The 24,220-nt window shown below is 54.9% G+C and carries 21 protein-coding genes and 3 pseudogenes; 11 read left to right on the plus strand and 13 right to left on the minus strand.

The window, feature by feature from the left end; translation table 11 throughout:
- Nucleotides 1-9 precede the first annotated feature (9 nt).
- The 6 genes from NXC14_RS22890 (at nucleotide 10) to ectB (ending at nucleotide 5,440) form a co-directional block, all read left to right on the plus strand.
- Nucleotides 10-213 (plus strand): CCE_0567 family metalloprotein, encoded by a 204-nt coding sequence (locus NXC14_RS22890; RefSeq protein WP_085780379.1) that lies wholly within the window; start codon nucleotides 10-12, stop codon nucleotides 211-213.
- Nucleotides 210-527, plus strand: a complete 318-nt coding sequence (fdxB, locus tag NXC14_RS22895; RefSeq protein ID WP_085780380.1) for a ferredoxin III, nif-specific — start codon at nucleotides 210-212, stop codon at nucleotides 525-527. Before NXC14_RS22890 ends, fdxB begins: the two co-directional genes overlap by 4 nt.
- Nucleotides 528-553: 26 nt before the next feature.
- Nucleotides 554-868, plus strand: coding sequence for an exopolysaccharide production repressor protein (locus NXC14_RS22900; protein WP_085780590.1), 315 nt, complete (start codon nucleotides 554-556; stop codon nucleotides 866-868).
- A gap of 201 nt (nucleotides 869-1,069) precedes the next feature.
- Nucleotides 1,070-2,083 (plus strand): 1-aminocyclopropane-1-carboxylate deaminase, encoded by a 1,014-nt coding sequence (locus NXC14_RS22905; RefSeq protein WP_085780381.1) that lies wholly within the window; start codon nucleotides 1,070-1,072, stop codon nucleotides 2,081-2,083.
- A gap of 466 nt (nucleotides 2,084-2,549) precedes the next feature.
- Nucleotides 2,550-3,710, plus strand: a complete 1,161-nt coding sequence (locus NXC14_RS22910) for a uridylate kinase (RefSeq protein ID WP_085780382.1) — start codon at nucleotides 2,550-2,552, stop codon at nucleotides 3,708-3,710.
- A gap of 458 nt (nucleotides 3,711-4,168) precedes the next feature.
- Nucleotides 4,169-5,440, plus strand: coding sequence for a diaminobutyrate--2-oxoglutarate transaminase (gene ectB / locus NXC14_RS22915; protein WP_085780383.1), 1,272 nt, complete (start codon nucleotides 4,169-4,171; stop codon nucleotides 5,438-5,440).
- A gap of 230 nt (nucleotides 5,441-5,670) precedes the next feature.
- Here ectB and NXC14_RS22920 read toward each other — a convergent pair whose 3' ends face one another.
- Both NXC14_RS22920 and NXC14_RS22925 read right to left on the minus strand, forming a co-directional pair.
- The gene (locus tag NXC14_RS22920; RefSeq protein ID WP_085780384.1) at nucleotides 5,671-6,645 is read right to left on the minus strand and encodes a LysR family transcriptional regulator; all 975 of its coding nucleotides are present in this window, start codon (nucleotides 6,643-6,645) and stop codon (nucleotides 5,671-5,673) included.
- Nucleotides 6,646-7,313: 668 nt separating this feature from the next.
- On the minus strand, nucleotides 7,314-7,610 hold the full coding sequence (locus NXC14_RS22925) for a hypothetical protein (protein ID WP_085780385.1): 297 nt from the start codon (nucleotides 7,608-7,610) through the stop codon (nucleotides 7,314-7,316).
- A gap of 868 nt (nucleotides 7,611-8,478) precedes the next feature.
- On the opposite strand from NXC14_RS22925, the gene NXC14_RS22930 reads away from it, so the two are divergent.
- Nucleotides 8,479-9,357, plus strand: a complete 879-nt coding sequence (locus NXC14_RS22930) for a hypothetical protein (RefSeq protein WP_085780386.1) — start codon at nucleotides 8,479-8,481, stop codon at nucleotides 9,355-9,357.
- Nucleotides 9,358-9,548: 191 nt separating this feature from the next.
- Here NXC14_RS22930 and NXC14_RS32615 read toward each other — a convergent pair whose 3' ends face one another.
- Nucleotides 9,549-9,689 (minus strand): hypothetical protein, encoded by a 141-nt coding sequence (locus NXC14_RS32615; protein ID WP_157131474.1) that lies wholly within the window; start codon nucleotides 9,687-9,689, stop codon nucleotides 9,549-9,551.
- Nucleotides 9,690-9,981: 292 nt separating this feature from the next.
- On the opposite strand from NXC14_RS32615, the gene hemN reads away from it, so the two are divergent.
- A complete protein-coding gene (hemN, locus tag NXC14_RS22935) occupies nucleotides 9,982-11,337 on the plus strand; it encodes an oxygen-independent coproporphyrinogen III oxidase (RefSeq protein ID WP_244920081.1) in 1,356 nt (451 codons plus the stop codon).
- Between the two features lie 423 nt (nucleotides 11,338-11,760).
- Here the strand turns inward: hemN and NXC14_RS22940 are convergent, their stop codons facing one another.
- Complete coding sequence (locus tag NXC14_RS22940; RefSeq protein ID WP_085780388.1) at nucleotides 11,761-12,588, minus strand: sterol desaturase family protein; 828 nt, start codon at nucleotides 12,586-12,588, stop codon at nucleotides 11,761-11,763.
- Nucleotides 12,589-14,118: 1,530 nt separating this feature from the next.
- Between NXC14_RS22940 and NXC14_RS33135 the strand changes: the two genes are divergently transcribed.
- Nucleotides 14,119-14,685 carry a hypothetical protein gene (locus NXC14_RS33135; RefSeq protein WP_198175566.1) on the plus strand — a complete coding sequence of 189 codons (567 nt, stop codon included), beginning with the start codon at nucleotides 14,119-14,121 and terminating at the stop codon, nucleotides 14,683-14,685.
- Between the two features lie 118 nt (nucleotides 14,686-14,803).
- Here NXC14_RS33135 and NXC14_RS22950 read toward each other — a convergent pair whose 3' ends face one another.
- From NXC14_RS22950 to NXC14_RS22980, 6 genes and pseudogenes are all read right to left on the minus strand, one after another.
- Nucleotides 14,804-16,015, minus strand: coding sequence for a beta-ketoacyl-[acyl-carrier-protein] synthase family protein (locus NXC14_RS22950; protein ID WP_085780389.1), 1,212 nt, complete (start codon nucleotides 16,013-16,015; stop codon nucleotides 14,804-14,806).
- A gap of 10 nt (nucleotides 16,016-16,025) precedes the next feature.
- A complete protein-coding gene (locus NXC14_RS22955; protein WP_085780390.1) occupies nucleotides 16,026-16,277 on the minus strand; it encodes a phosphopantetheine-binding protein in 252 nt (83 codons plus the stop codon).
- 1,232 nt (nucleotides 16,278-17,509) lie between these two features.
- A pseudogene (locus NXC14_RS22965) lies at nucleotides 17,510-18,364 on the minus strand (IS66 family transposase); the annotation flags it as partial.
- Between the two features lie 45 nt (nucleotides 18,365-18,409).
- The gene (tnpB, locus tag NXC14_RS22970) at nucleotides 18,410-18,748 is read right to left on the minus strand and encodes an IS66 family insertion sequence element accessory protein TnpB (protein ID WP_085780392.1); all 339 of its coding nucleotides are present in this window, start codon (nucleotides 18,746-18,748) and stop codon (nucleotides 18,410-18,412) included.
- Nucleotides 18,749-19,179: 431 nt separating this feature from the next.
- Nucleotides 19,180-19,368 (minus strand): hypothetical protein, encoded by a 189-nt coding sequence (locus NXC14_RS32625; RefSeq protein ID WP_157131475.1) that lies wholly within the window; start codon nucleotides 19,366-19,368, stop codon nucleotides 19,180-19,182.
- Nucleotides 19,369-19,380: 12 nt separating this feature from the next.
- Nucleotides 19,381-19,851 carry a pseudoazurin gene (locus tag NXC14_RS22980; protein ID WP_085780394.1) on the minus strand — a complete coding sequence of 157 codons (471 nt, stop codon included), beginning with the start codon at nucleotides 19,849-19,851 and terminating at the stop codon, nucleotides 19,381-19,383.
- A gap of 309 nt (nucleotides 19,852-20,160) precedes the next feature.
- Here NXC14_RS22980 and NXC14_RS22985 point away from each other — a divergent pair.
- Together NXC14_RS22985 and ccoS are read left to right on the plus strand one after the other, a co-directional pair.
- A pseudogene (locus tag NXC14_RS22985) lies at nucleotides 20,161-20,420 on the plus strand (nitrogen fixation protein FixI); the annotation flags it as partial.
- Between the two features lie 98 nt (nucleotides 20,421-20,518).
- Nucleotides 20,519-20,611, plus strand: a pseudogene (gene ccoS, locus NXC14_RS33555) (cbb3-type cytochrome oxidase assembly protein CcoS); the annotation flags it as partial.
- A gap of 300 nt (nucleotides 20,612-20,911) precedes the next feature.
- Here the strand turns inward: ccoS and NXC14_RS22995 are convergent.
- From NXC14_RS22995 to NXC14_RS23005, 3 genes are all read right to left on the minus strand, one after another.
- Nucleotides 20,912-21,988, minus strand: coding sequence for a radical SAM protein (locus NXC14_RS22995; protein ID WP_085780396.1), 1,077 nt, complete (start codon nucleotides 21,986-21,988; stop codon nucleotides 20,912-20,914).
- A complete protein-coding gene (locus NXC14_RS23000) occupies nucleotides 21,985-23,226 on the minus strand; it encodes an amino acid permease (protein WP_085780397.1) in 1,242 nt (413 codons plus the stop codon). Before NXC14_RS23000 ends, NXC14_RS22995 begins: the two co-directional genes overlap by 4 nt.
- Nucleotides 23,227-23,294: 68 nt before the next feature.
- The gene (locus tag NXC14_RS23005; RefSeq protein ID WP_085780398.1) at nucleotides 23,295-24,155 is read right to left on the minus strand and encodes a YqcI/YcgG family protein; all 861 of its coding nucleotides are present in this window, start codon (nucleotides 24,153-24,155) and stop codon (nucleotides 23,295-23,297) included.
- Nucleotides 24,156-24,220: the final 65 nt, after the last annotated feature.

A 24,220-nucleotide genomic window follows, 5' to 3' on the forward strand; every position in this document is an offset into this window, starting at 1 on the left:
AAAGATATCGTGTCAAATCTTGAGGAGCAGCTCGCGAAGGTCCGGAAACTGCAGTCACGCGCCACAACAGCGAAGATGGAGTTGTACTACCTTGCCGAGGGTCTCCCGATCAACTGGACCGAGGTCAAAACCGTAGGCCGGAAAACGTTCAACGCATTTGCAGAGTTGGAAGCGGCAAAGGAAGAACTCGCCACGTTGGAGAATTCTCAGTGACCGGCTCTTTCACAACGCGGGACGGCTCCAGCTGGGTGCCGAAATATCTGGTGGCTGTCGATGGCGCAACCTGCATTGGATGTGGACGGTGTTTCAAAGTCTGCTCTCGCGAGGTCATGCGCCTCTATGGCGTGGATGAAGCGGGCGAAATCATCGGCGCCTGCGATGAAGAGGATGAAGACTTCGACGGCCACCTCAATCGCATGATCATGGTCGTAGACCATCCAGGCCGGTGCATTGGCTGCGGAGCCTGCGCCCGCGTCTGCGCTAAGAACTGCCAGACTCATGTCGAGGCAGACAGTGCAGTTGGATAATGGGACGGAAAAACCGGAGTAAGGCCTTGCCCTTTGAAATCTTCTTTCGCATCCTGGTGCTGGTCGTGTTCACCAGTGCTGTTTCGGCTTATGCCGCCTCGCTTTCCATCCTCAAAGCAGTCGTGGTCACCTTAGCGGCTTCGTTGCTTCTTCAGGTCACTTATTTCGCGCGTCTGCTTTTTTTGTTCTGGTGGTCCGATCGCGCCCAGAACGATCACGAAAGGTCTACGCATTCACCACCCGGACAAGCGGCCATCCAGCCACAAGCGCGCAAACAGGCTGAAACTGAGCACTCCAACGTCCTCCAGCTTCACCCAAGGCGCGACCATCGGCTCCCTTAAGGTAGGCATTCGGCCAGTCATCACGCTTAAACTACTACTTGATCGTGATCGCACCAACTGCAGTATGATCCGCGACGACTGCTCTCTTTACCCACGCGATGCCGCAGCGGAGGAGATGCTGCATTCGCTTAGAAGCGCCCCCGGCTGAGGCGCCAGTCGTCCGCCGCTGCGTTTGATTTCCTGACATTTACCGGAGAGGATATGCTTGAAAAGTTTGATCGATTCCCCCTGACGTTCGGACCCACGCCGATCGAGAAACTCGACCGTCTCGGTAAGCACCTAGGCGGGAAAGTCGAGATTTATGCAAAGCGGGAGGATTGCAACTCCGGCCTTGCGTTTGGCGGAAACAAGCTCCGCAAACTCGAATACATTGTTCCGGACGCGATCGCGTCGAACGCCGATACGCTCGTGTCTATCGGGGCAGTACAGTCCAACCACACACGCATGGTCGCTGCGGTTGCCGCCAAGATCGGAATGAAGTGCCTACTAGTGCAGGAAAACTGGGTACCGGATCAGAATCCCGTTTACAGCCAAGTCGGCAATATACTGTTGAGCCGGATCATGGGAGCAGAGGTAAACTTGGTCGACAAAGGCTTCGACATTGGTATTCGTCCTAGTTGGGAAGAGGCAGTTAATGAGGTCAAGCAGAGGGGCGGCAGCCCCTATGGAATCCCAGCCGGGGCATCTGCTCACAAGTATGGCGCTCTGGGCTACGTCGGCTTTGCAGATGAAGTTCGCGTCCAAGAGGAGCAACTTCGGTTCGGCTTCGACTACATTGTGGTTTGCACTGTGACCGGCTCGACACAGGCGGGCATGATCGTCGGTTTTGCCAAGGACGGAAGAGCGCGAAACGTGATTGGCATTGACGCTTCTGCGACGCCCGACCATGCGAGGGCCCAAGTGCTAAAAATTGCGCGGGATGCTGCGAAGCTCACTGGTCTCACCAAAGAGGTTGTCGACGATGACGTGGTCTTGTTCGAGGAGTACGCTTACCCACATTACGGGATTCCGTCAGAGGAAACAAAGCAGGCGATTCGTTTATGCGCGCGCCTTGAGGGCATGATCACCGATCCTGTCTACGAGGGGAAATCGATGCAAGGCATGATCGACCTAGTCCAAGGGGGCTTCTTCCCAGATGGGTCGAGGATTCTCTTCGTCCATCTTGGAGGCGTCCCGGCAATCAACGGCTACGGCTATATGTTCCTTGATGGCTGATATCGAGCCCGCGCTAAATCAGTCGATGCTACTGTAGCGATTTGGCGGCGGCTGAGACTCAAACGGACGCCGTGAATGAGAATTGCCGAAAACAGGCTGGAGACAAGCCAAGCTAGTTGAGCGTTCCTTCGTCGTTCCAATGTCCTTGTAACAGAAGCTCCACTGCAGGCGCCAAGTCGTGTTGGGAGGTTGCCATGTGATGCCTCCGACATTGATCACCCGGCAATCAGCAACATAAGCTACAGCTGTATGACGATGGCGAGTGTCGGCGCGAAGCACAGGAAGGTAAACAACCGGCCCTACCGATCTCGGTAGTTCATGACGACTTCATCATCGCTTAGACTTGCACGTCATAGCCGTCACAGTTGGAGTCCGACGTGGATCTGGGCACAGCCCAAAATCAAGCCGCCATTCGGGGCGCTTCTAAGTTTGCGGCTGCAGTCGGAAACAATGCGGTTGGTGAAATATGAATGTAGCCGTTCTAAAATTTGGCGGTTCAAGCTTTCAAAGGCCTGAAGATTACGGTCGGGTCGCTCGGCACCTGGCCGAGCGTCTCGCACATGGCCAGATCAAGATTGTTGCCGTGGTCAGCGCGATGTCGGGAACGACTGACAAGCTGAGATCGGTGATGCTCGACGTTAACGACCAAGCGCGGCCATCAAACCTGGACGCCGCGCTTGCGACGGGGGAGATGCTCAGCGCCTGTTTGTTGGAAGCAGCCGTCAGTCGGCTTGGATTGGCGGTGATGTCTTGCAACGGCTATTCGCTCGGTATTCGCACAGATTCGGATTTTGGTCGCGCATCGGTGGAAAGTGCAGATCCTGGGCATTTGATTGCAGCACTCCAGGACAATGACGTTGTGGTCGCCGCGGGCGGCCAGGGGGTTGATGACAGTGGTCGGATAACCTTCCTTGGAAGAAACAGTTCTGACCTGACAGCAATTGTGATTGCATCCATGCTGGGGGAGCACGTGTGTGAAATTTACTCGGATGTTCCCGGTATCTACACGGCGGATCCGAATCTCGTCGCGGGAGCACGCCTAATCCCGGAGATTGCTTACGGCACGGCTGCAAAGATGTCACGACATGGTGCAAAAGTGCTCCACCATCGAGCGGTGGACTACGCTGAGCAGCACTCTGTGACCATTGCTTGCAAATCTCTCATGAACGACGGAACGGTAATGGCGGGCACATTCGTGACAGATCAAGGGGACGCGAGCACGGTGACGCTCGCTCGCGACTCAGCCCTGTTGTCGTGCAGGAGTCTCGAAGAACGCAATAGACTCCGGGATTTTCTCGACCAACGGGAAATCCATGCAGTTTGTACGGATGAGACCGGTCTATGTATTTTATGCGACGTTGATTTCGCCCTGAGGCTTCTCACGGTGGTGGGCGACCAGTCCCTCTATGTTGGTTCAAGATCGGCCGTGACAGAGTTAGGTTGTGCGAGTCTGCGCGTCCATCTCGAAGAGAATTCCGAGGGCGCGATTGCTCGGGCGCGCCAGATTCATGAACGAATGTATCCTGACTCAAACACCAAGCCACTTTGTCCGAGCGTACCAATGCATTGCTCCACATACAGTTCTTTACTCATCCACACGAACAACGCCCCGGAAGATCGGCGATAAGCCGAGGCGATCCCATGAGGTGACCCATGCTGCAAATGCCTTTGAGGCAGTGCGCGGATCACCATATACCTGCGCAACTAGCTAGCACGAAAGAGCGTATCCGACCGTTCAGCTGCGCAGGCGTTCCCATTATAATGAAGTTAGGAAGGCGTTCACCGTTCGAAGGTAGACCTTGGGATACAGCCGCGGTCTTGCTGTCGATCGTTCGCAAAAGAGGCATACCGGCTGTTTTCATAGTAATCTCCTCCGTCGTGAAATTTTCCCCGTAAAGGCAGATGCCATGCCAATCCGCCTGTCTGCTTTTCTGAAAATCCTTTAACCGGTGGGCGCCACTACCATGTTGGGTAGGCGCATGTACGTGCGCCGCGGTTTAATGTGGCCCGGGCCGAGCAGCTTACCGGCGAGCGGGTTGGCCGCTGGACAGTCGATGCCGCAATTGCGCCTGATGGAGAAAGACCATGCTTCAGGAAAGTAGCTCCAACTCGTTGGTTACGTTCGAAACTCTTGAGTCGAATGTGCGATCATATTCGCGGACGTTCCCGGTGGTGTTCAAAAAGGCTGCAGGAGCAATTCTGGAGGACGAGAACAGTTGCGAGTTTATCGACTTTCTTTCCGGCGCGAGTGCTCTTAACTATGGTCACAACGACCCGTATATCCTTAGCAATGCTCTCGAATATTTAAAAACAAATGGAATTCTCCACGCTTTGGACATGGCTACGTCAGTGAAACGGGAGTTTATGGAGCTTTTCAACGAGATAATATTGCGTCCACGTGGTCTCGCATACAAGTTTCAGTTCGCTGGACCAACTGGCGCCAATGCCGTTGAAGCTGCTTTGAAACTTGCGCGCAAGGCTACAGGACGGCACAACATAATCTCGTTCACGAACGGCTATCACGGACTAAGCTTGGGTGCGCTCGCTGTAACCGGCAATCGATACTTCCGGGACGCAGCAGGCCTTACAGCTGCTGGCGCAGTGTTCATGCCTTACGACGGCTACTTGGGAGCCGATCATGATACCACGGAATATCTTGACAGGATCCTTGACGATCGTAGCAGTGGTGTCGACCTCCCGGCAGCCGTAATTCTGGAAACGATTCAAGGCGAAGGTGGCATCAACCCTGCGAGCAAAGACTGGTTGCAGTCGATCGAGCGGCTTTGCAGAAAGAATGAAATCCTGCTGATTGTTGATGACATTCAGGCTGGCTGCGGACGAACGGGCGATTTTTTTAGTTTCGAGTTCGCGAACCTATCTCCGGATATCGTGCTTTTGTCGAAGTCCCTCAGCGGTTGTGGGCTGCCACTGTCCCTTTTGCTGTTGAAACCCGAACTTGATGTCTGGCTGCCCGGCGAACACAGTGGAACGTTCAGGGGCAACAATCTGGCACTCGTGACGGCGTCGGCTGCTTTGCGAAAATACTGGACACAAGATTCCCTATCCAAGGATGTCGTCGAGCTAGGCGGTATCGCAGGAGAACGCCTTCGACAAGTCGCGCAGCGCAACGGAGATCTAAACCTTTCGGTCCGGGGAAGGGGCATGATGCTGGGGCTGGACTGCGGTAAAAGCGATCTGGCTGAAATTATTGTCCGTAATGCCTTCGAGGATGGGCTTGTGGTGGAACGGTGCGGCGCGGAAGACCAGGTGATCAAACTTCTTCCTCCGCTGACCCTTGACAGGCCGACTCTTCAACGTGGCCTCGATATTTTGGACAGGGCCGTGCAGAGCGCTTAGATCGGAGGAAGACCGAGCACGCGTTTTGCGTCAAATCAATGAGCGCCCTCCAGTTAACGTTGCTCGCGACGGTTCCAGATCGGCGGGCCCGTGCAAAGCTTCTTCAGGATAATTTATCGTGTTGTAGTGACCCCCTCTTTGCCGCTTCCCATACAACAATAAGGCGTCTTCCGGCCGAGAGGGCCGCGTCTAGACCAGAGTAGGGAGCAGCCTGTGAAATTGCACTACCATCATCGGCAGCGCCGCTCAGATTGCGGGAGGGTGGGTTCGAGGTGCCTTCCCCAGGCGGTACGCGGCGAAGCCACGCGTGACGCCTCGTCCAACAAGATCTCCCGCATCCACAGGCTCGCCGGATTACTATTGTGGAGTGCAGGCCATTGGACGGCCTCAGTGAAAGCAGGAAGTGGCAGAGGAAGCTCAATGATCTGTAGCGGAATTGTTTTTGCGAAATGCTGCGCCAGCCGCAACGGCATGGTCCCTATACGGTCAGTACCCGACACCATTGGAGGAATCATGCTGAAGCCCTGCACGACGACTTCAACACGTCTAGTGAAACCGCGCTCGAGCAAATACCATTCATCGATGGAAGGCCTCTGCGCATTTCCGAATTTGGGCGCAACATGGCCAATTGACATGTATCTCTCCAATGTTAGCGGCTCTGATAGCTGCTGGTTTGTACCGCAGCCTATGCAGACGAGTGTCTCGTCGAACAATCTCGCGCGTGCATGCGCGTTCGACATAAACAACTCCGGCAGAATGAGAAAATCAACGTCGCCGCTTCGCAGAAGCTCCTCGAAATCGTCGGCAAGCGGGAGAAACTCGCAGCTGACTGCAGGAGCTTCCTGCGCCACACGCTTCACGACCTTATCAAAAAACGTAAGCGAGATAAAATCGGAAAGGAGGATCCTGAAGCACCGATCAGATTGGAGAGCATTGAATGGCTCCCAGGAAATGATGGAGAGCCGGATGTGGAGGAGTGTCTCGCGGACTGCTGAGGCGAGCCCTTCCGCACGAGGCGTTGGGACGAGTACTCGGCCATTCATTGTAAACATCTCATCGCGGAAATAGGCGCGCAACCGGGCGACAGCAGCGCTCATGGCCGGCTGACTTAAGTTGATGCTGCGTGCCGCCGCAGTGAGGTTACGCTTGGTCATCAGCGCGTCGAGCGCGACGAGGAGATTTAAGTCAAGGCCCTTGAAACGCATATTCTCTTTCATCCATGGCGCGGATGCATGAAGTACATCAGTTGATCGGAGTCAAGCGTCGCTAGCCCGTTGGATGCCGTTCAGCGGACCGCAACTCTCCAGGGGGCATACATCAGAACGTCCCATTCTTGCAGCCAAAATCCCCCATGGTCGCTGGCGCGCTTGTCGTCGTTTTGCGAGGTGCGACTGGCCGTGAGGTGGCATAGTCAATCGAATGGGGGCCGGAGCTATGACGGACGGCAATTGCGCCTTTTGAAGACGTGATTCTTTGGCGCCGACCGGGTCAACGCCGCGGGTATCAATGCACCGTGTTCGTTGAGGTGCGCACTTGCGCATGCTATTTCCTGGCGATCAAACTTCGAGAAATTGCCCGGGCGACCCAGGTGCGCTGATCATCATGCTGGAGACCTCGGGGACGTGTCGTGAACACAATCAGGGCCGTCGTTCCCGCCGACCCGTCGGGCTCCGGCACTAGAATGGCTCAATTCCCCCGGCTGATCGAACGCTGACGACGTCCGTTACCTTCTCTGCGAACTGCTTGTTGATCGATAGTTCGAACGACTCAAACCTACCAGGCGATCCGCGGGCCTTAGCAGTAATTTTTTCGCCGGTGTCCGTTGGTCCAGATCGAATGTTCGCCAGGCCTGAATCTTCTGTTAAATCCAAACTTAGGTAAGTACTGAGATGAGAACAGATAGCCAAATCAAGATGACCCCCAACGCCAACGCTCGCCTGGCGGCTGCCACCTTCTCCTCGCCGTCACGTGCAACGGGGGTGGTAACAATCCAGGGCACCGAGCCAAGCGCAGCAAATCCGACAAGCGTCAAAACCACAATGAGCACGTCGGCGCTACGCCAGCCGCCGGCCTCATACAAGCCCCAGTAGCCAAGAAATGCCATTCCCACCGCGAACATGGTGGCGGAGGCAGAGCACAGTCCCGCAACAGCACCTGATGGCGCACGCATGTAACATCCTTTCGTTGCGTCAATCCGAATCCGACATTGACTGTGATGCTGATTGCCTTTGCCCGTATGCGGGCAGCGCGCCTTGTTTGTTCCGCACACTTGGTGCATGAGGATTCCATGAATCCCAAGAGCTAAGATTTTTGATTCGCAATCGAAATTCAACACACTTGTTGATCGGACGCAATCTTCCCGGCGTGATTAAACCCCATTCGTCGCGCCCCATTGCACATGTCCGCGACGAAAGCTTGAATGCTGCACCGATCTCATTAACCTCGTGACACTTCGGTCTTTAGGCGTGCGCACTTGCGTCCTGAAATTGGCCGGTTTGTTGCTTTGTCATTCGGCAGCCGCGATGAAGGATGCGACCGCTCGTAGCCGGGATAGAGGTGCCTAAGCGAACTGCGCGTGCATCTTGCTTGGTCCAATGCATCTGAGTAGAACGGTTTTGCTGGAATCGGAGTGAGGGGGATTGTCTTTGCGAAATCGAAGCCAACCACAACAACAGGCAATTTGCCAAAAGACCGCCCACTGTCAGCCAGATGAGCTTTGTTCGCATATCCGGCTTGCCAGGCTTGGCTTGCTTGTAAGCTGACCTTCTTGCCGGAGAGCGCGAACACCAATCGCCTATGCATGCCGAACGAATGCCAAACCTAACATATCGGTTTGACCACGGGGCGTCATCATTACGAGGTTCTTCTTGGCGCAAATATGCCTAAGTCATCCCGAAAACTCCCCTGAACCCGTGACGCGCAATCAAAATGTCTACCGGCCGCCGTGATTTTGGTGCAGGGCTTGCTAAACGTGATCGCAAAATTGCAGACGGCAAAGACCGCGTCGCGGCTTCCAAGATGCTAAGGTAAGACATTTCATGCAGGATGCTGAGGTTATTCGTTCCGGTATTTCGGAGGCAGTCATCAACCGAAAAGGAGCCGAGCTCATCGGGTGGCGGGTCGGTGCAACCGACCTCCTTTGGCCGCGAGGCGGCACAGGTTGGAATCAGACGTGTCCCCTGATGTTTCCTTCATGCGGATGGAGCGAGTCTTCGCTTGTCGAGATTAAAGGACGCGTTTATCCGATGCCTGTTCACGGCTTTATCAGCATGCAGGAATTTGACGTGGTGTCTAACTCAGAAAGTGAGGTGATACTGGAAACATCGGACAATGCGTTCACCCATACAATGTTTCCATTTTATTTCCATTTCAAGATTGCGTACAAAATCGCAAACAATCGATTGCATATCGATGCCTCAGTGAAAAATAAGGAAACTTGCACTATATTGCCTTACTCGATCGGTATACATCCCGGATTTAATTGGCCGCTACTATCTCCGCTCAAAGACGATTGGCGGCTGCTATTTAATAAAAAGGAATCCACTCTCGTTCCATCTATATCTTCCCAAGGGCTAATCCAAGTTCATCAACGAAAACTTACATTCGACGGACGTTGCCTTTACCTGAATGAAGGCCTTTTCCAAAATGAAGCGCTGTGTTTTTTGAATGCGAACAGTAAGAGGCTGTCGCTTGTTGGGGATAACGTCACGATCAAAATTGACGCACCAGACGCACGTCATTGGATCGTATGGTCGCTTCCAGAGCAGGACTTTCTGGCGCTGGAACCGTGTACGGGCCACGGCGACATGGAGGGCAGCCGCACCCCATTCGAGGAGCGAAAATATAATATCAACCTTGCTCCAGGAGAAGAGCAACAATTCCGAGTGCGCTTCGAGTTTTTACAGCTCGAAGACTAGTCGGCTTGCATTGCGAGGGCCCATCATAGGACGGAAAACGAGGAGGCAGAGATGTGCCGAACTGCAGATATTTCTGGTGCTGAAGGAGCAGGCGGCCGGAGCGAGGCTGCCGATCTCTGCCGCAAGCAGGGGAGCAAACTGACCCAGTGAAGCATTTTCCCGCCAAACCAGGCCAAGCGGCTGAACGCGCACTAAGATGAGAAGGCCAGGTTGAAGAAGCTGCCGGCCACGCAGATGTTGGACACAACAACCTCCACAAGCCTTTTTAAAAATGGGTTGAGCTTGTCGCCAAGCGAGATGCCGTCACGCGTCTGAAGACCCGTTGTGTCCATGGGAAAGACGGGCTCTCCAGATCATAACCGCCCGCCGCAAGAATCCGGCGCCTGCCGTTTCAACCCGCTAGCGTTCGTCGATGAATAGGAGCGCCTGCCAAGGGGGCGTCGCGGTGCCGGTCCTTTGCGACATTGTCGGAACTGTGACATTGCGCCGAGTTGCCAAATCGAGTCCCGGATCTTCAACGCTGTTGGTCTGAATTTTGCGTCTCCTTGTTCAAGGTACCGAGAATCGAAAGGAAGAACAGGCGTGAAATCTGGACATTCTAGGTCACATCTGAGTCCAAAGTCGTTGGCTCCGATCTTCACCTCGACAACGGATGGCAACGCCATCTTGCCTTGGTACACCATCTATCCGACTGTAGAGGAGTTTTCCTCGGAGATCGGCACGAAGGTCTGTGAGGAATGGCTGAGGGACCTGTCACCTGACGATGCTGTTTCGCTCTATCTTCACATTCCGTTCTGCCGGTCAATGTGCTGGTATTGCGGCTTTCCTACCAGTACCACCCGTCAGGATACGTCGATCCTCAATTATTTGGCGATGCTAGGTGAGGAAATCCGTCTCGTCGCGGAGCAAGCACCTCGTGCACTGCCGGTGAGCGACGTGCACTTCGGTGGCGGAACCCCGACCATCATGCCGCCGTCGAACTTCGTTTCGCTCATGAAAATCCTGCGCAGCCGCTTCGCATTCAAGAAAGCGGCTACGGTGGCTGTCGAGATCGATCCGCGCACGTTCACGACGGAGATGGGCGAAGCCTTGGAAATAGCCGGGGTGAACCGCGCAAGCCTCGGGGTGCAGAGCTTCGATCCTATCGTCCAAAAAGCTATCAACCGGGGCCAGAGTCAGGCGCAGGTGATGACTGCAGTCCAAAACCTGCGCGTCCACGGAGTAGAGAGCGTTAATATCGACCTGATGTTCGGGCTCCCACATCAAACAGTTCAGTCTTGTGCCGAGAGCGCGATGGCAGCTGTTGCGATGCGGCCCGATCGACTTGCGGTTTTCGGCTATGCGCATGTCCCATTTTACAGAAAAAATCAGCGCTTGATTGAGGAAGAAGCACTGCCCGATATGGCTTCTCGTGCTGAACAGGCCTCGGCGATGGCCGATACGCTCGTTGCCGCCGGCTATCTCCAAATCGGGCTGGACCATTTCGCATTGCCGAATGATAAGCTTGCAATGGCGCAGAGAAGAGGTTATTTGCGGCGCAATTCCTTGGGCTACTCCGCAGATACATGCGAGACCGTGATAGGCTTTGGCGCCTCGGCGATTGGCCGTCTCGGCAAAGGCTATGTGCAGAACGAACTCGCACAAACCACCTATAGCCAATACATTGCAGCGGGCCGATTAGCGACATCAAGGGGCTATCGTCTCACCGACGAAGACGCCCTGCGGGCCGCAATCATTGAGCAATTAATGTGCAATTTGGAAGCGAACGTCCCGGCGATCTGCCTGGCGCACGGATTCGATCCGATCCATTTTCTCCGTTCGGCCGAGCAGGAGTTGGGCATGCTCGCCGCGAACGGCATATTGGACATCGACAATGGTTTCGTCCGCGTACGGCAGGACAGTCGCTTTGTGCTCCGCACCGTCGCCGCCGCCTTCGACGCATACATCAACCGCTCACCCCCCAGTTCTTCCAAGCAGTAGCTGCGGATGTTTCCGACTGTCATATGCAGCTCGGTTAAGGCGGATGTTTTCGCTTCGGGCATCACGGTACTAAGAGGGTGAGCTGTCGTCGGGAGAGATTGTCACAGCTTCAGGATCGGGCGCAAAGCGGGCTGGACAGGTAACTGCCGAACCGTTTCGCCGATTCTGACACGGCGACGCCACTACAGGATGCGAGTATTCCCAGGTTAGTGGGCAGATCAGCTAACTGCAGCTTCCTCCTCTCTTTGCATGTTGGCCGCAGGAAATGGAAACGAACAGCATGCATACACCAGCTCATGCGAGGGAATCGAGCAGCTGAAGCCGAGGCGGTTCGCTTCTATTGGCCGGATGAGGGCCTTTTACATCAGGCGCAACCCGTCCAGAGCGCACGGTCTCCTTACGAAGCGCAACGTCTCCTATCGTTCACTCCTCTACGCCACTGCTGACCTTTGATCTACGCCAGCGATTTCGGTCAAATGGGAACATTACGTAGTCGCGCACGGTAAGCGGCTCGGACTGGTCTCGGAGACCAACTTGTGGCCACTCATTCTCTTTTGGCCAGTAGGCTGTTCGAAAAATGGTGTCCCAGATGGTTGTAAAGAACCCATAGTTTAGGTGCCGGTGATGCGGTTCTATTGAGTGGTGTATGCGGTGGAACTTATTATCGCCAATGATGTATCGAAGCGGCCCAAGATTGATGCGGGTGCTGGAATGTGAAAGGTGGGCCTGAAAGGTAATCAGTGTCATCGCAACAACTGGCACGACGCCGGATTCGAAGTGGATCAACGCGAGTGGCAATGCTACAAACGCTGCATAAATGAGTGGCTCGGAAATATGGTGATTGCAGTTCCATGCCGTCAATTCGCGGATCGAGTGGTGAGTGGCGTGCATGCGCCAGAGAATTGGAACCGCGTGCTGAGCGCGGTGCATCCAATAGTAAAAGAAGTCACCCGCGATGGCGACTAGTACCCCTGACAACACAGCAAACCCGCAGTTAATAATCGCGTTGTCAGCGTGAAGTAACGCGCCAAAATCGATTGTGATAAGCGGCTTTACCCCTAACCAGCTTAAGCCCACAGCGAAGAGGCGCCAGACGAGCGCACCCCATCCGAGGCGGATAACCCAATTGCGCACGCCGCGCACGTATGACGCAAAACTGTATCGAAAAACTGGAAAGATTACTTCCATCGCGGCGCAAATGGTAGCGAAGACTACAACCAGCTCAAGCGATTTCACGAAGGATTGGATCATCTGATCAACATCGAGACGTGCATTTATGTGCTCCGGCTAATGCGCCGACCTCAGGTCGGAGCGACTCTTTCGTCAACGCGGTCGTCCTCGTCACGAGGCGAGCCCAATAGTTAAAGATCTTCGGCACCCGATAAAAACGGGTCGCCGACAATATCCGCGCAGAAATCACGAACAGCATATAGCCACGTCACGCAAATTTCCTTTCTGTGCACTCAAACGTTGACCATTCCGCCGGCCCAGCGGGGCACGGCCGGAACACGCTACGCGAATCTCCCAGATCGGAAAAATCGATTGTTTGGATAAGACCCATTTATGTTCCAGATGGCTGGTGAAGTCCGATAGACGAGGAGGAGCGCGAATTCAATCAAGCGATTGCGCGATGAGCTTCCGGTGCCAGAACGTCGAGGTTAGTTGCACTAAAGATGTGCAAGACGCGCGCGACAAAGCGGGATCTTCAGAAGGGCTTCGGAGCTCGTTCTCCTCATCCAAGCCAGCTTAATCCGTCGCGCAGACGCCGGATCATGAAACGATCGATGTGGCGCGGTGCAAGCTGCAAGTCGAAGGTTGGGCGCCGCCCCACGCTGATGAAGACCGTACCTTGTGGATGAAGATCGGTGCGGCTCGGACCTACCGCTGAGCGCAGTGTCCCCTTTCCGACAATGTTGGCTTTAGGACAAGACTGCCGGAATCATCTCGGGCTTGGAACGATCTCGCGGTTTGGCGCGGATCATGCATTACAGTGCGGACATTGTAGAAGGGAAGAGGAACAACCATCGCAGGATCGGTCAAGCAAAAGACGGTCTTGGCCGAAAGACTCTGCCTCGCCCCCGGGGGTGAGTAACACGTCCTGAAGCACGCATTTTTTTGGTACGCAGCTTTTCACATCATCACATCGAGAGGAAACCGTTGTGAGCTTTCTGGATAAGAGTTTGGAGCTGTTTCAGCAAAAGTATGCGCCGGACTTAGGTCCTGAACAATACGCTCACCACACTGGACTGGACCGGAACGGCAATTCGATGAGTGGCCCATTGTTGTAGGCTAAGGCTGAAACTCAGAGGATTAATAATGCACTTGTAACTGGCACAGCCAAGATGGTGGATGCGGAGATCAGGTTAGCCCGCCAACTTGAGCAGAGAGTGAGAGATTATGTCCAATGGCATCATCAGGACGGGCGATCTTGTAACGGAGTGCCGGTTCTAGACTTTGGCCCCGGAACAGTACGAGCATTCCAACAGAAGACGCTTCCCCTTGTGACAAGTTTGTGGGGGAGACCTCAAGGTGCATACTGGTCGATCGGTCGAGCGACTTCCTACGGGACATAGCGCAATTGCCGTCTGCTTCGGGGTTGAGAATTGAATTTATAAGCCACGATATATTCTCCCGACGGTATTTTTTCAGCGATGAGGCGGCATTTGTTGTCATGTTTGGACGAACATTTGGGAATCTTGCCGCCTCCATGAGTGATCATCCCCCGTAGAGGCGGTCGTCAAGGCGCTGAAGAACATATCGAACAGCGCTGAGCGGTGCTGGATGGCTATCTCGATCGGCTCAAGCGCATCCCGATATCCAGATCGAAAAGCAAGACCAGCCCCGGCGGAGTCTGGCACTCACAACCCCCGTTGCGGGGTGGACACGCCCGGACATCTCTACTCCTACACTTTTGCCGGTGGCGACTGGAGCAAGTTCTTTCCGTTGGAGGAGGAAATCAACGATTATTTCGACAGAGTTGCACGCGAATTCGATATCGAAAGCTTCATCCGCTACGGCAATGAATGCCTTCTCACTCCTTATGACGAAGACACCCGAACGTGGCACTCCCGGTTGCGCCGGTCCGACGGCAACGACCGAGGGCGAATCGTGACGAACAGTCCTTGGCGCCTAATCGACCATTGGAAACTTACGAGGGAGGCGGATCTCTGTGACTACTGCACCGTCACTCACGTGGGCTTCCAAACAGAGGCGTCCGCTGAAGATATCGCCTCCACGAGTGGTGAGGCCGGGGAGGAGCGCCGCTCAGGTGACGAGCTGGTTGGAGGCGGCGTCCAGCATTCTAGCCAGATGGTCGAGCGCAACGATGCTGGTTCCGGTGCAAAATGAACATTACAGGTCTCTACCCCAAGCTCCAAATGCTGCCCAACGCTCAGAAGCATCAAGCAAACTTCTGTTGCGTATTCGGTCAAGGCCTTCAGGCGAAACGTCGCTCCGCGTCAACCGATCAAGCTTCCCTTATAGCCACCACGGCGTTCATGCCGCCAAAGGCGAAGGAATTGCTAACGGCTGCCCGGACTTTGCGCTCCCGGGCTATGTTGGGCGTCACGTCGAGATCGCAATCCGGGTCCTTCTTGCGGTGGTTCGCGGTCGGCGGAATGATTCCCTCACGGATCGCCATGACACAAGCGATCAACTCGAGGGCGCCGGATGCCCCCAGGCAGTGCGCATGCATCGACTTGGTCGATGACACCGACAGGGCATCCGCGTGTTTGCCAAAGACATGGCGGATTGCCTTGGTCTCGAAACGATCATTGAATTTGGTGCCTGTTCCGTGCGCGTTGACATAGTCGATGTCTTCAGGGAGCAGCCCGGCATCGGCGAGGCATGCGTTCATCGCAGCGACCGGGCCCTCAATGGTCGGAGCGACGATGTCCGAGGCATCGCCGGACATACCGGTACCGGCAAGCTCGGCTAGGATTGGAGCGCCACGTGCTACGGCATGTTCATAGGTTTCCAGCACTGCGATGCCAGCACCTTCGCCGAGAACCAATCCATCACGGTCGGCCGAGAATGGCCGGCAGGTTTCGCGGGCGAGGATGCGCAGCGCCTCCCAAGCCTTCAATGAACCAAATGTGAGGGGCGTATCGGTGCCCCCAGCTAGCATGACGTCCGCTCTACCGGTTCTGAGCTGATCGCACGCCGATATGAAAGCCTGATTGGACGACGAGCAGGCGGAGCTGACCCCGAAAACAGGCCCGCGTAGCCCGTAGACTATGCTGACCTGGCCGGCTGGCGCGCCAGGCATGGCACGAGGCACGGTAAAGACATTGGTATGGGTTTTCCGCTCGATGAATATCGCGCGGTAGTTTTTTTCAATTGTCTCGGTTCCGAAGATTGCCGTGCCGACAACTACGCCGATGCGACTGCTGTTGTCTGCCTCCACCACGAGACCGGATTGCCTGAGCGCCTCGCCGGCAGCAAGAACAGCCAGAAGGCTGAAGCGGTCCATGGTCACGAGGCGCTTTCGGTCGAACTCGACTCCGGGCAGTTGCTTAATCTCCGCGCCGATGCGGATTTTCAGATCATCGACCGGCGCCGTGGTCACCTCACCGATTGACGATCGGCCGACACGCATTCCTTCCCAAATGCATGGAGCGCTGAGGCCCATGGCGCAGATGCCGCCGATCCCGGTGATAACGATGCGAGGATAGGCCATCCTGATGACCTCAGTTCTTGGATGCAATCAATGCGCGCGTCGCCTCGACGATGTCGCCTACCGTTTTTAGGTTGCTCCAAGCCTCGGAGGTATCCATCTCGATTTCTATGCCGTATGTATCCTCCAGATCGATCACGATTTCGGTCAGTTCGAGGGATTGGATTTCGAGATCTCCAAGTGTCGTGTCAACGTCGATTTGCTTTTCGGCGCCCGTAACAATTTTTATCTTTTCGATAATTTCGATTGCCAATCTATCTGTCATTGCTCTCGTTCCCTCAATTTCAATCATCTGGTTGGCGCGGCGCGCCCTCCGACGTACCGTATGGAATTTCCATACAATCCGGTGAGTCTGCTCCGTCACTTTAAATGTGGAGACTTTATGCAAGGTCTCCTTTGTGATCTGAAGCGCAGTTGCTTCGGAATTTTTTCATCAGTCATGTGAGCTTTCGCATTTGCTAACGTTCTTCAGCTAAAATCAGTGGTACAGCCGGTGCTTTGAATGGGTTCCTCAGCTTCATGCAGAATTAAGCGCGGTCGCAAAAATTGATTGTTTGGATGACACACATCCATCTCATGAATTTAAGATCATCCTGCACTTTACCACGCGGTCTTTCCCACGTGACCAGACTGCTCATGGGCACGGTACTCGAACAACTCCGGGGATGCCGTCTGCTGCGGTCGCGGTTGTGCGAAAGGCGTGGACCGTGTTGCGGAGCCGCGGTAGCAGGCTAGGCGATACCCAGCCGATGCCAGAGCAGCGTCCGGAGCGGGGCACAACGGCATCCAACGAGAAACCCTGGCGCTAGATGCAGGAGATTTCGGCTGTCGATGATGAAGCGGCTTTCAGCAGGTATCGTTGCGACACCGAATTCCATCTCAACTTCTCATCCAGCACCCAGCATACGGGTTCGAAAACGCAAAGCGACCGCATGAAATGCTACGCGCAACTCCGCGGTCGAAGGCAATCAAGCAATGGCAGCCACAACACCTGTGGCTGCTCGAAGCTCCCGACGGATATCTGGAAGCGAGACGAACAAGCTGGATAAGCTTAGCCGGCGCGCGTCGAAACGCGAGCTGTGGCAAGGGCACAGCAAATGACCTCAGCAAGGGCAGCAGCTGAAAGAGGAACGGCAAAGGGGGCCGAGCGATCGGCCGCGCTTTCCCCCGCAAATGAGATGGCAGATGTCATTCGGCTTGAAGAAGGCGACAAATGGCTCGCTAAAAATCCGACACCCAAGCTGGGTACGGAAATGCACGGCCCGTGTAAACGCCTATCAATCAACGAGCGATTATTCTGCGGTTGCAAGACTGGCTCCATTGCCACTGTCTGCCCACGATGCGGCAAACCCGCGCTACAATCCCCAAGCAAAGGGATTTGGTGCGTTCACTGCAGGAACGGATTAAAGAGGTAGAGCAGCGACACTTAACCGTTGGAGATCACGCCGCTTGAGCGTCTGCCGCTGGCGGCGTCCAATTCCACGGAAGCAGTTGGTCAATGCGGCCCGTATCGGTCTTTCCCTTGGCCAGGATCGGCACGGTCGTGTCGTCGCCGTGCAGACGTTCGGCAGCAAGGACATGCGCCTCGATCAGGGAGTCAATGGGCTTCAACGCCGCGGCACATGCTCCAACCTGATCGGCCAGCGTCGACAAGCTGAGGTCGACGCCCTCGCGGGCGTAGCGCTCGCTCTGGCGATTGAGCGGCTGGTGCTGGGCGAACTTCTCAAACAGGATCATCGCCAGCAGGTTCGGCCCGGCAAAACCGCGGGGTGTCACATGGAAGGGTGCGGGTGACTGCGTGATCTTCTCACACTCGCGGCAGGTGAACTTCTCCCGCACCGTCTGGATGACTTTCCACTGACGCGGGACAATCTCCAGGGTCTCGGTGATGTCCTCACCAAGCTTCGACAGTTTGGTCGACCCGCTGCAGGCGCAATTCGTGGGAGCAGCGATGATGACGCGCTCACGCGGCAGGTGTTCGGGAAAGGGCTTGCGGGACGGACGCTTGCGCTCAAAGGCTTTGACGGCTGAGATTGTGGCTGCGATCTCCGCGGCCAGTTCATCTTCACCGGCGGTTGCTTCTAGCTCCTCGAGCTGCAGCTCCATCTGCTCAAGGAGCCGCGCCTTACGCTCGGACCGGCTGCCGTAGAGTTCGCGGCGAACCTTGTCGGTCTCCAGCTTCAGCCGCGCGATCAGCGCCTCGGAATGCGATACGAGTGCCTTTGCACTGGCGCCTTCTGCCTTGGCAGTTGCTGCTTCAGCCTCGGCTGCGACACGCCGAGCACGTTCCTGGGCCAGCAGTGCAAGCGCACTGGTAAGGTCATCCGGAAGCTCTTCGATCGCATTGCTCATGACAGGATGGGATCATATTCGACCCCGTCATTCCAGTGTTTTTGCTTATCCGGCCGACGTCGGCCGCCAGGTCTTTTGCGGCATCCGCCAGTCGATACCTTCCAGCAGATAAGCGAGCTGCGCAGGCGTGATCACCACCGTGGCATCGGCCGCAGATGAAGCGCCCACGTTCCAGCTTCTTCGTGAACAGGCAAGCTCCTTGACCGTCATGCAGATCACCTTGATCAGACCGCCACCGCGGCCGCGGAATACGAACAGGTGTCCACACATCGGGTCGCGCTTCAGCGCCTCCTGCACCATCAACGACAAACCGGGGAAGCCTTTTCGCATATCGGTGTGGCCTGTCGCCAGCCAGACCTTCACGCCACTCGGAACCGGAATCATCGCAGCCCCAGCACGCAATCGAGAATCCGGCCAAGGGCGATGTCGCTATCCACGCGCACGCGCCGACCCCGTCCAAGCTCGATTGTCACATCGCTACGCTTCCGACGAGGATGGGATGTGGTGGGCGATTCCGGTTGAACGGGAGAGACTGTCGAAGCGGCCTCGGATACGATCACCGGCACCAAAGTCGCCGTATCAGACCTTGGCTCCTCGATCCGGCAAAGCTCTTTGCGCCAACGGAACAACTGGCTGACATGGATGCCGGCCGCGCGGGCAATCTCGGAGATGACCGCGTCTGGCTCAAAGCACGCAGCGACCAGGCGCTCTTTATCTTCGCGTGACCAGCGCCGACGGGCGCTCTACGGACGTGATCACCTCAATTGGATGCTTCGTCATATGACTACTCCTAGTGTTACCACTAGGACTGGCAGTCAGAAGCCCTCTATCGCGAAGACGGCCTTCACCGTGGGCTTACTTTCCTCCACCAGCTCGTCGCAGTGGTCCCCTGCCAAACCCACTTGGTCCGAACCGACATCCGTATCCAGTTCAAAGACCGCGAGCAGGATCGCACTGCCATCAAGCATATCGCTGGATGCACTTGCGGCGCAGGGCTGTTGCAAGCGTCTCTAGCCCTATTTAAAGCTATGGCTCTCTTCGCCCTCCTGATCCGCTCGCATGAGGTAGGCATCGAGGCGCTTGCGCGTCAAATTTGGAAGCTTAGTTGTTCTAATAACGTCGAGGTTGTCGAGGTTATCCCCGACCTCAATGAGGGCCACCATTCCCATCGCTGCATGCGGCGCACACCTTACAACGTATGCACCTGGAACGTCGAATTTTACCCGATATTCTTCGTTCGCTTTGGATTTGAACTCGGCGGCCCCTTCGGGGATCAGGCCTTTGAATGTTTCGACATTGTGGCCCTTGTCAACGGGAATGAAGGTGACGTTGTCGCCCGGTGCGATTTTCACGAAACCTGGTTCGAAGACCATTGCGCCGTCTGAGCCTTTGTTGAGCATCCGGATCTGGTGATCCGCCGCCATGAGTTGCGCCGCCGAAAAGGCCAGGGCTGCCGTTGTAACGATCGGACCGGTTTTAAAACGCATTTCTTATCTCCTGCTTATTCTTTGAGATTGAGCAATTCCGTTTCATATTCTGGAGTCGGGCTGCACGTGGGCATCCTTGCTGATTTGTCCTTTGAAATGAGGTGTCCATGCACCTGCACCGGGTCGCCCAGTCGACGAGGGTGTTGGGCACGGCGACCGTCACGCAACAAGCCAGCAGCTTGCAAGGCGCAACTGTCTTCGAGCAAGCAGCACAGCGGGAAAACCCCGAGCGATCATTGACATAGATCAATGATTTATTGCCCTGCCCGTGCGAACTGTTTCTGAAAGTGGCAAGAAAAAACGGCCGTCGACGCGCCGGCACTGGCGCCAGCGCATGTTTCTATGGCTCCGCTACCGCCTCCGACATTGGCCGCCAGGCGGCAGACCTCGTCTTCCTGAGCGACGGTCTCGATGCTATTCCCGAAGCCGTTCTCGTCGCTCGAACGTCGGCAACCTTGATCCGCCAGAATTTCACGCGTGCCTTCGGCTACAACGTACTGGCCGTCCCTCTCGCTATCGCCGGTTACGCAACACCGCTTATCGCCGCTTTGGCGATGTCAACGTCTTAGCTCATTGTGGTGACCAACGCTGCGGCTCATCGGTTGGAGCCGGCCGAGAAAAAATTTGATGTCGAGGATTTTACCTCGTTGACGGAGGTCTCGCTACCATGAACATGCTCGTCTATCTCATTCCGCTCGCATTATTCATGGGCGCGCTTGGGCTCAATGCTTTTCTGTGGTCGCTAAAGAGCAGGCAGTACGGGTCGTGTCCGTTCCGCACGCGGCCGCGCCGTCATATCTTCGCAGACAGAGCTCTTGGGACGTCCGTCAAAAGTGGCGTGCTGTACGACGAACTGCACCCGCCGGCTGAGATACGGTGTCCGCCTGAAAGCGGCCGGTGATGGGCCTCGTTGGCGACATAAACTTCACGCTCGCGAAGCTAGCCAGTTGCCGCCAGCCATCGGGATCACCTGTGGCCTCTGCCTGACCACGTCACTCGCAAGCTCGCGGCCTGCAACTGGCAAAATAGAAAAGCTGCAACAGCAACCGACGTACTGGGCTCAGCGCTCTTCCTTCCACAGCATATTCGGTAACGAGCCCGGCAGATCGAGGTGTTCGGGAAAATCGGGAAACCGGATTAGATCATTGCCTCGCATGAAGATGGCAATATCAGCTTCAGGGTCCCTCCCTATGTAATATTCTCGTCTGACTTTTCCGCGACTCGAGTCGAATACGAAGCGTGTCGAATTTATCCATGATGGCGAAATGAGGCTAAGCTGATCAGCGATTTGCCAGACGCGGCTCAGGCGCACACGAAATGCGGCAGAGAAGAAGATCGGATCAGGAATAAAGATTGAAAGATTGCGCACGCCCACCTCGTCTAGAATTTCCAGCAGACGGTAGAGGACCATAGGATGATCGTTAATGTTGCGCAGCAATGGAAATTGGTTGTATAGCCTGACGTTCTTCTCTCGAAGCTCCGAGATTTTTTCAGCCACCACCTCGCAGAGTTCGTATGGGTGCGCGATGTGAAAAACGACGCGGACATTGTGCTTGGCCAGCAGAACCATCTTTTCCGCTGTAAAAGCACGCGGCTCATATACTATGGCTCTAGTATGAATTCGAATAGATTTCACTGTGGATACAGATGAAATTCCTTCGAGGATCGATTCTAGCCGAGGTCCAGGTATCGTCAGCGGATCACCACCCGATAAAATAACTTCCGTAACACTCGCATTGGCCCTAAGCAAATCGAGTAGTTGGCTGAGATTTTCGTTTTCCATCTCGGAGCCGCCTGCTACCGCACTTCCTGCGAGCATACTCGTACGAAAGCAGTACTGGCAGTGTCCGAAGCAGCGCGAAGTCGCCATGAAAAGAACTCGGTTCGCGTACTTCATTATCGTGCCGGTGTGGCCAAGTGTATTCGACCTGTCGCCTACAAAATCATCGACCTCGATGGGGGATCGTAGTGAAATTTTGTCTTCCGAAGGGAATGCGACTCGGCAAAGCGGCCCCGGTTCACCCAACGCACTGGCTTCGGCTTCTATTTTCGTTTTGTAGAATGGTGTTACCTTGATAGGCAATAGGCCTTCATTGAAGGCGATCTCGCTGTATTCTTTGTCGAGTTTGTGTTTCATTCGAACCACTCACCCCGGCTAATTCGATCAAGCCAATAAGCCAATAGAGCAATGATCGCGATGTATAAGAGAGATGAAACAACACTCATCATAATCGCTAAAGAAGGGACTATAATCAGCGTAGCCAGCAGCGAGGAAATCTGTGTCTGGAGTAGTTTAACTAACGCAAGGGCCGATAATATGTATATGGCAAGAAAGTTCATTCCCGCCAAACTGAACATAACTTCGATATTAAGAACGCCTATTCGATCGCATGCCAGCACGAGGAGGAGGGCGGCCGTGACGACATAGACACTGTTGCGAGGCTCAACGTTGAGGTTTGCAGGGAGGAAATTCCTCCTCGAAAGATACGCAACAAGCCGCGAGACTGCCATAACTGACCCGAAGAGATTGGCGGCGATCAGTGAAACACCTATTAGGGGAACCAGCCAGATCGGGGCAGATGGCAAGACTTGGAAGCCAACTTCATACATCGGCGTATTGTAATTCGCCCTGATCTCCGCCAATTGCACAATCGCTGCAGAAGCAACATACACGCCGCAGACCACGATGAATGCAAAGAACATCGCTCGCCCGAAGTTCACTTTTGGCTCTCGAAAATCCTCTGACAAGTGGCAGGCGATGTCCCAGCCGGTGAATGAAAAGAAAATCAGCGGAACCTGGCTGGCGATTGCCGAGAAATTTGAGGGTGGATCGAACCGCACGTCTTTGTCCCATGTTTCGAGCACAAGAAAAACCAAAAGCATAGCCAACAATATAAACAATGAACTTCCACCGACAAGGTTTACGACACTGCGAAGTGTCCCGCCACTCGAGCAGGCGAAACCTGCGGCAAGTAAGATAAGAAGCGCAGCGAAGACGTGAATATCCACGCCGAGATGAGTTGTCTTCTCCAAATAGCTTGCCCCCACGATGGCGATCGAAGGCAAGCCCAATACAGTCGCGCCCAGAAATAGTAGCGACACGAACAGCTCTGCATATTGGCCGAACGCAAGTTTGGCATAATATGCAACGCCACCGGCGCTCGGATGCGTACCAGCCAGAATGATCATGGTGAGAAGGATTGGCGTGCAGAGCGCTGCGCAACCGATCCAGGCATAGATGCTGTCTCTCCCAATTTTCTCGTATACTAGACCGGGAAGAACAAGAATCCCTGAGCCAAGTATTACCGAAATTATCAGAAGCATACCTGTTACGACGCCAAGATGGCCTTCGGTATCGTCTTTTCGGTCACTCACAAATGCCTCCGAGGGAGTTGATATTTTGAAAGAGGAGTTTGGAAAGTAACTGACATTAATGCGTCACACTACTTGAAGCGCAATGGGCACTTTAAGGGTGGTGAATCATTATTGTCAGGGATCATGTATTGCGGCCACTGGGCTTCTCTTAGGAGGTATGACCCGAGCAAGGCGCTGTGGGGGACATCGTCGTAGAGGTCGATGTTGTTCCTAATGGTTTTGGTGACGCGCCTGCCTTTCGCATCATCCGGCGCGGCGATGTCGAAAATCTTACGCGGGTTGATAACGAAAGCTAAGCCATCGCCTAAGTTTCTGCTTCTCCGGTTAACATGCGCCGGATGGCTGACATTCACGAAGAGTTCACAACCTTGAAAGCACATGGTCCACGTATGGTGGTCGGGATCCTTGGACACGTTTGTTGGCCAAGCCTCCTGATCGACGTCGAGCAGAAACTGCATCGCTTCGATGAATACCTGTTGGAACTGATCGGCTGTCGTGAATATGGCTACCGGCTCGAAGAGCACCAGCAGAGGCCGGTGCCTGCTCACGTGGAGGGATTTGACATCAACTTGATCGATGTACGACCGCAAATCATTGGCAAGAACGTGAAAATCATACTTGGATATGTCGACATTGTACGGCACGAGCAGAAAGCGCACGTTGCCACTTCTGACAGAATTGTGTCCAAATATGCACGGGAATCCATCGCGCGTCCCTGGATCATTTTTGAACTTGGATAGTACATGAGACGTTGCAGCGTGACCCCAATTGAATGACGCGGGAAGGTTAGTGCATTCGGCTTGTTCAATAAGCATTTGCTCTCTCCCGTTAATGATTAGACCGAGCGTGAAATTTTGTGGTGGCACCAGAAGCGCGCCAGCGCGGTCCGGGCCGCTATCCTCGTATGTTGGCGGATCGGGTGGGAGCATTGCTGCCACGTTTTGGTATCCGGCCTGCGGATTGGCGAGCAAGCATCGTGCCAAAGGAAATCAAA

This window comes from Rhizobium sp. NXC14 (genome assembly GCF_002117485.1).
Taxonomy (GTDB): Bacteria; Pseudomonadota; Alphaproteobacteria; order Rhizobiales; family Rhizobiaceae; genus Rhizobium.

Coding starts and splice junctions, on each gene's coding strand:
- NXC14_RS22905 (WP_085780381.1), top strand. CDS start 1,070: ATGCTTGAAAAGTTTGATCGATTCCCCCTGACGTTCGGACCCACGCCG.
- NXC14_RS22910 (WP_085780382.1), top strand. CDS start 2,550: ATGAATGTAGCCGTTCTAAAATTTGGCGGTTCAAGCTTTCAAAGGCCT.
- ectB (WP_085780383.1), top strand. CDS start 4,169: ATGCTTCAGGAAAGTAGCTCCAACTCGTTGGTTACGTTCGAAACTCTT.
- NXC14_RS22920 (WP_085780384.1), bottom strand. CDS start 6,645: ATGCGTTTCAAGGGCCTTGACTTAAATCTCCTCGTCGCGCTCGACGCG.
- NXC14_RS22925 (WP_085780385.1), bottom strand. CDS start 7,610: ATGCGTGCGCCATCAGGTGCTGTTGCGGGACTGTGCTCTGCCTCCGCC.
- NXC14_RS22930 (WP_085780386.1), top strand. CDS start 8,479: ATGCAGGATGCTGAGGTTATTCGTTCCGGTATTTCGGAGGCAGTCATC.
- NXC14_RS32615 (WP_157131474.1), bottom strand. CDS start 9,689: ATGGACACAACGGGTCTTCAGACGCGTGACGGCATCTCGCTTGGCGAC.
- NXC14_RS22940 (WP_085780388.1), bottom strand. CDS start 12,588: ATGATCCAATCCTTCGTGAAATCGCTTGAGCTGGTTGTAGTCTTCGCT.
- NXC14_RS33135 (WP_198175566.1), top strand. CDS start 14,119: ATGGCTATCTCGATCGGCTCAAGCGCATCCCGATATCCAGATCGAAAA.
- NXC14_RS22950 (WP_085780389.1), bottom strand. CDS start 16,015: ATGGCCTATCCTCGCATCGTTATCACCGGGATCGGCGGCATCTGCGCC.
- NXC14_RS22955 (WP_085780390.1), bottom strand. CDS start 16,277: ATGACAGATAGATTGGCAATCGAAATTATCGAAAAGATAAAAATTGTT.
- tnpB (WP_085780392.1), bottom strand. CDS start 18,748: ATGATTCCGGTTCCGAGTGGCGTGAAGGTCTGGCTGGCGACAGGCCAC.
- NXC14_RS22980 (WP_085780394.1), bottom strand. CDS start 19,851: ATGCGTTTTAAAACCGGTCCGATCGTTACAACGGCAGCCCTGGCCTTT.
- NXC14_RS22995 (WP_085780396.1), bottom strand. CDS start 21,988: ATGAAACACAAACTCGACAAAGAATACAGCGAGATCGCCTTCAATGAA.
- NXC14_RS23005 (WP_085780398.1), bottom strand. CDS start 24,155: ATGCTCCCACCCGATCCGCCAACATACGAGGATAGCGGCCCGGACCGC.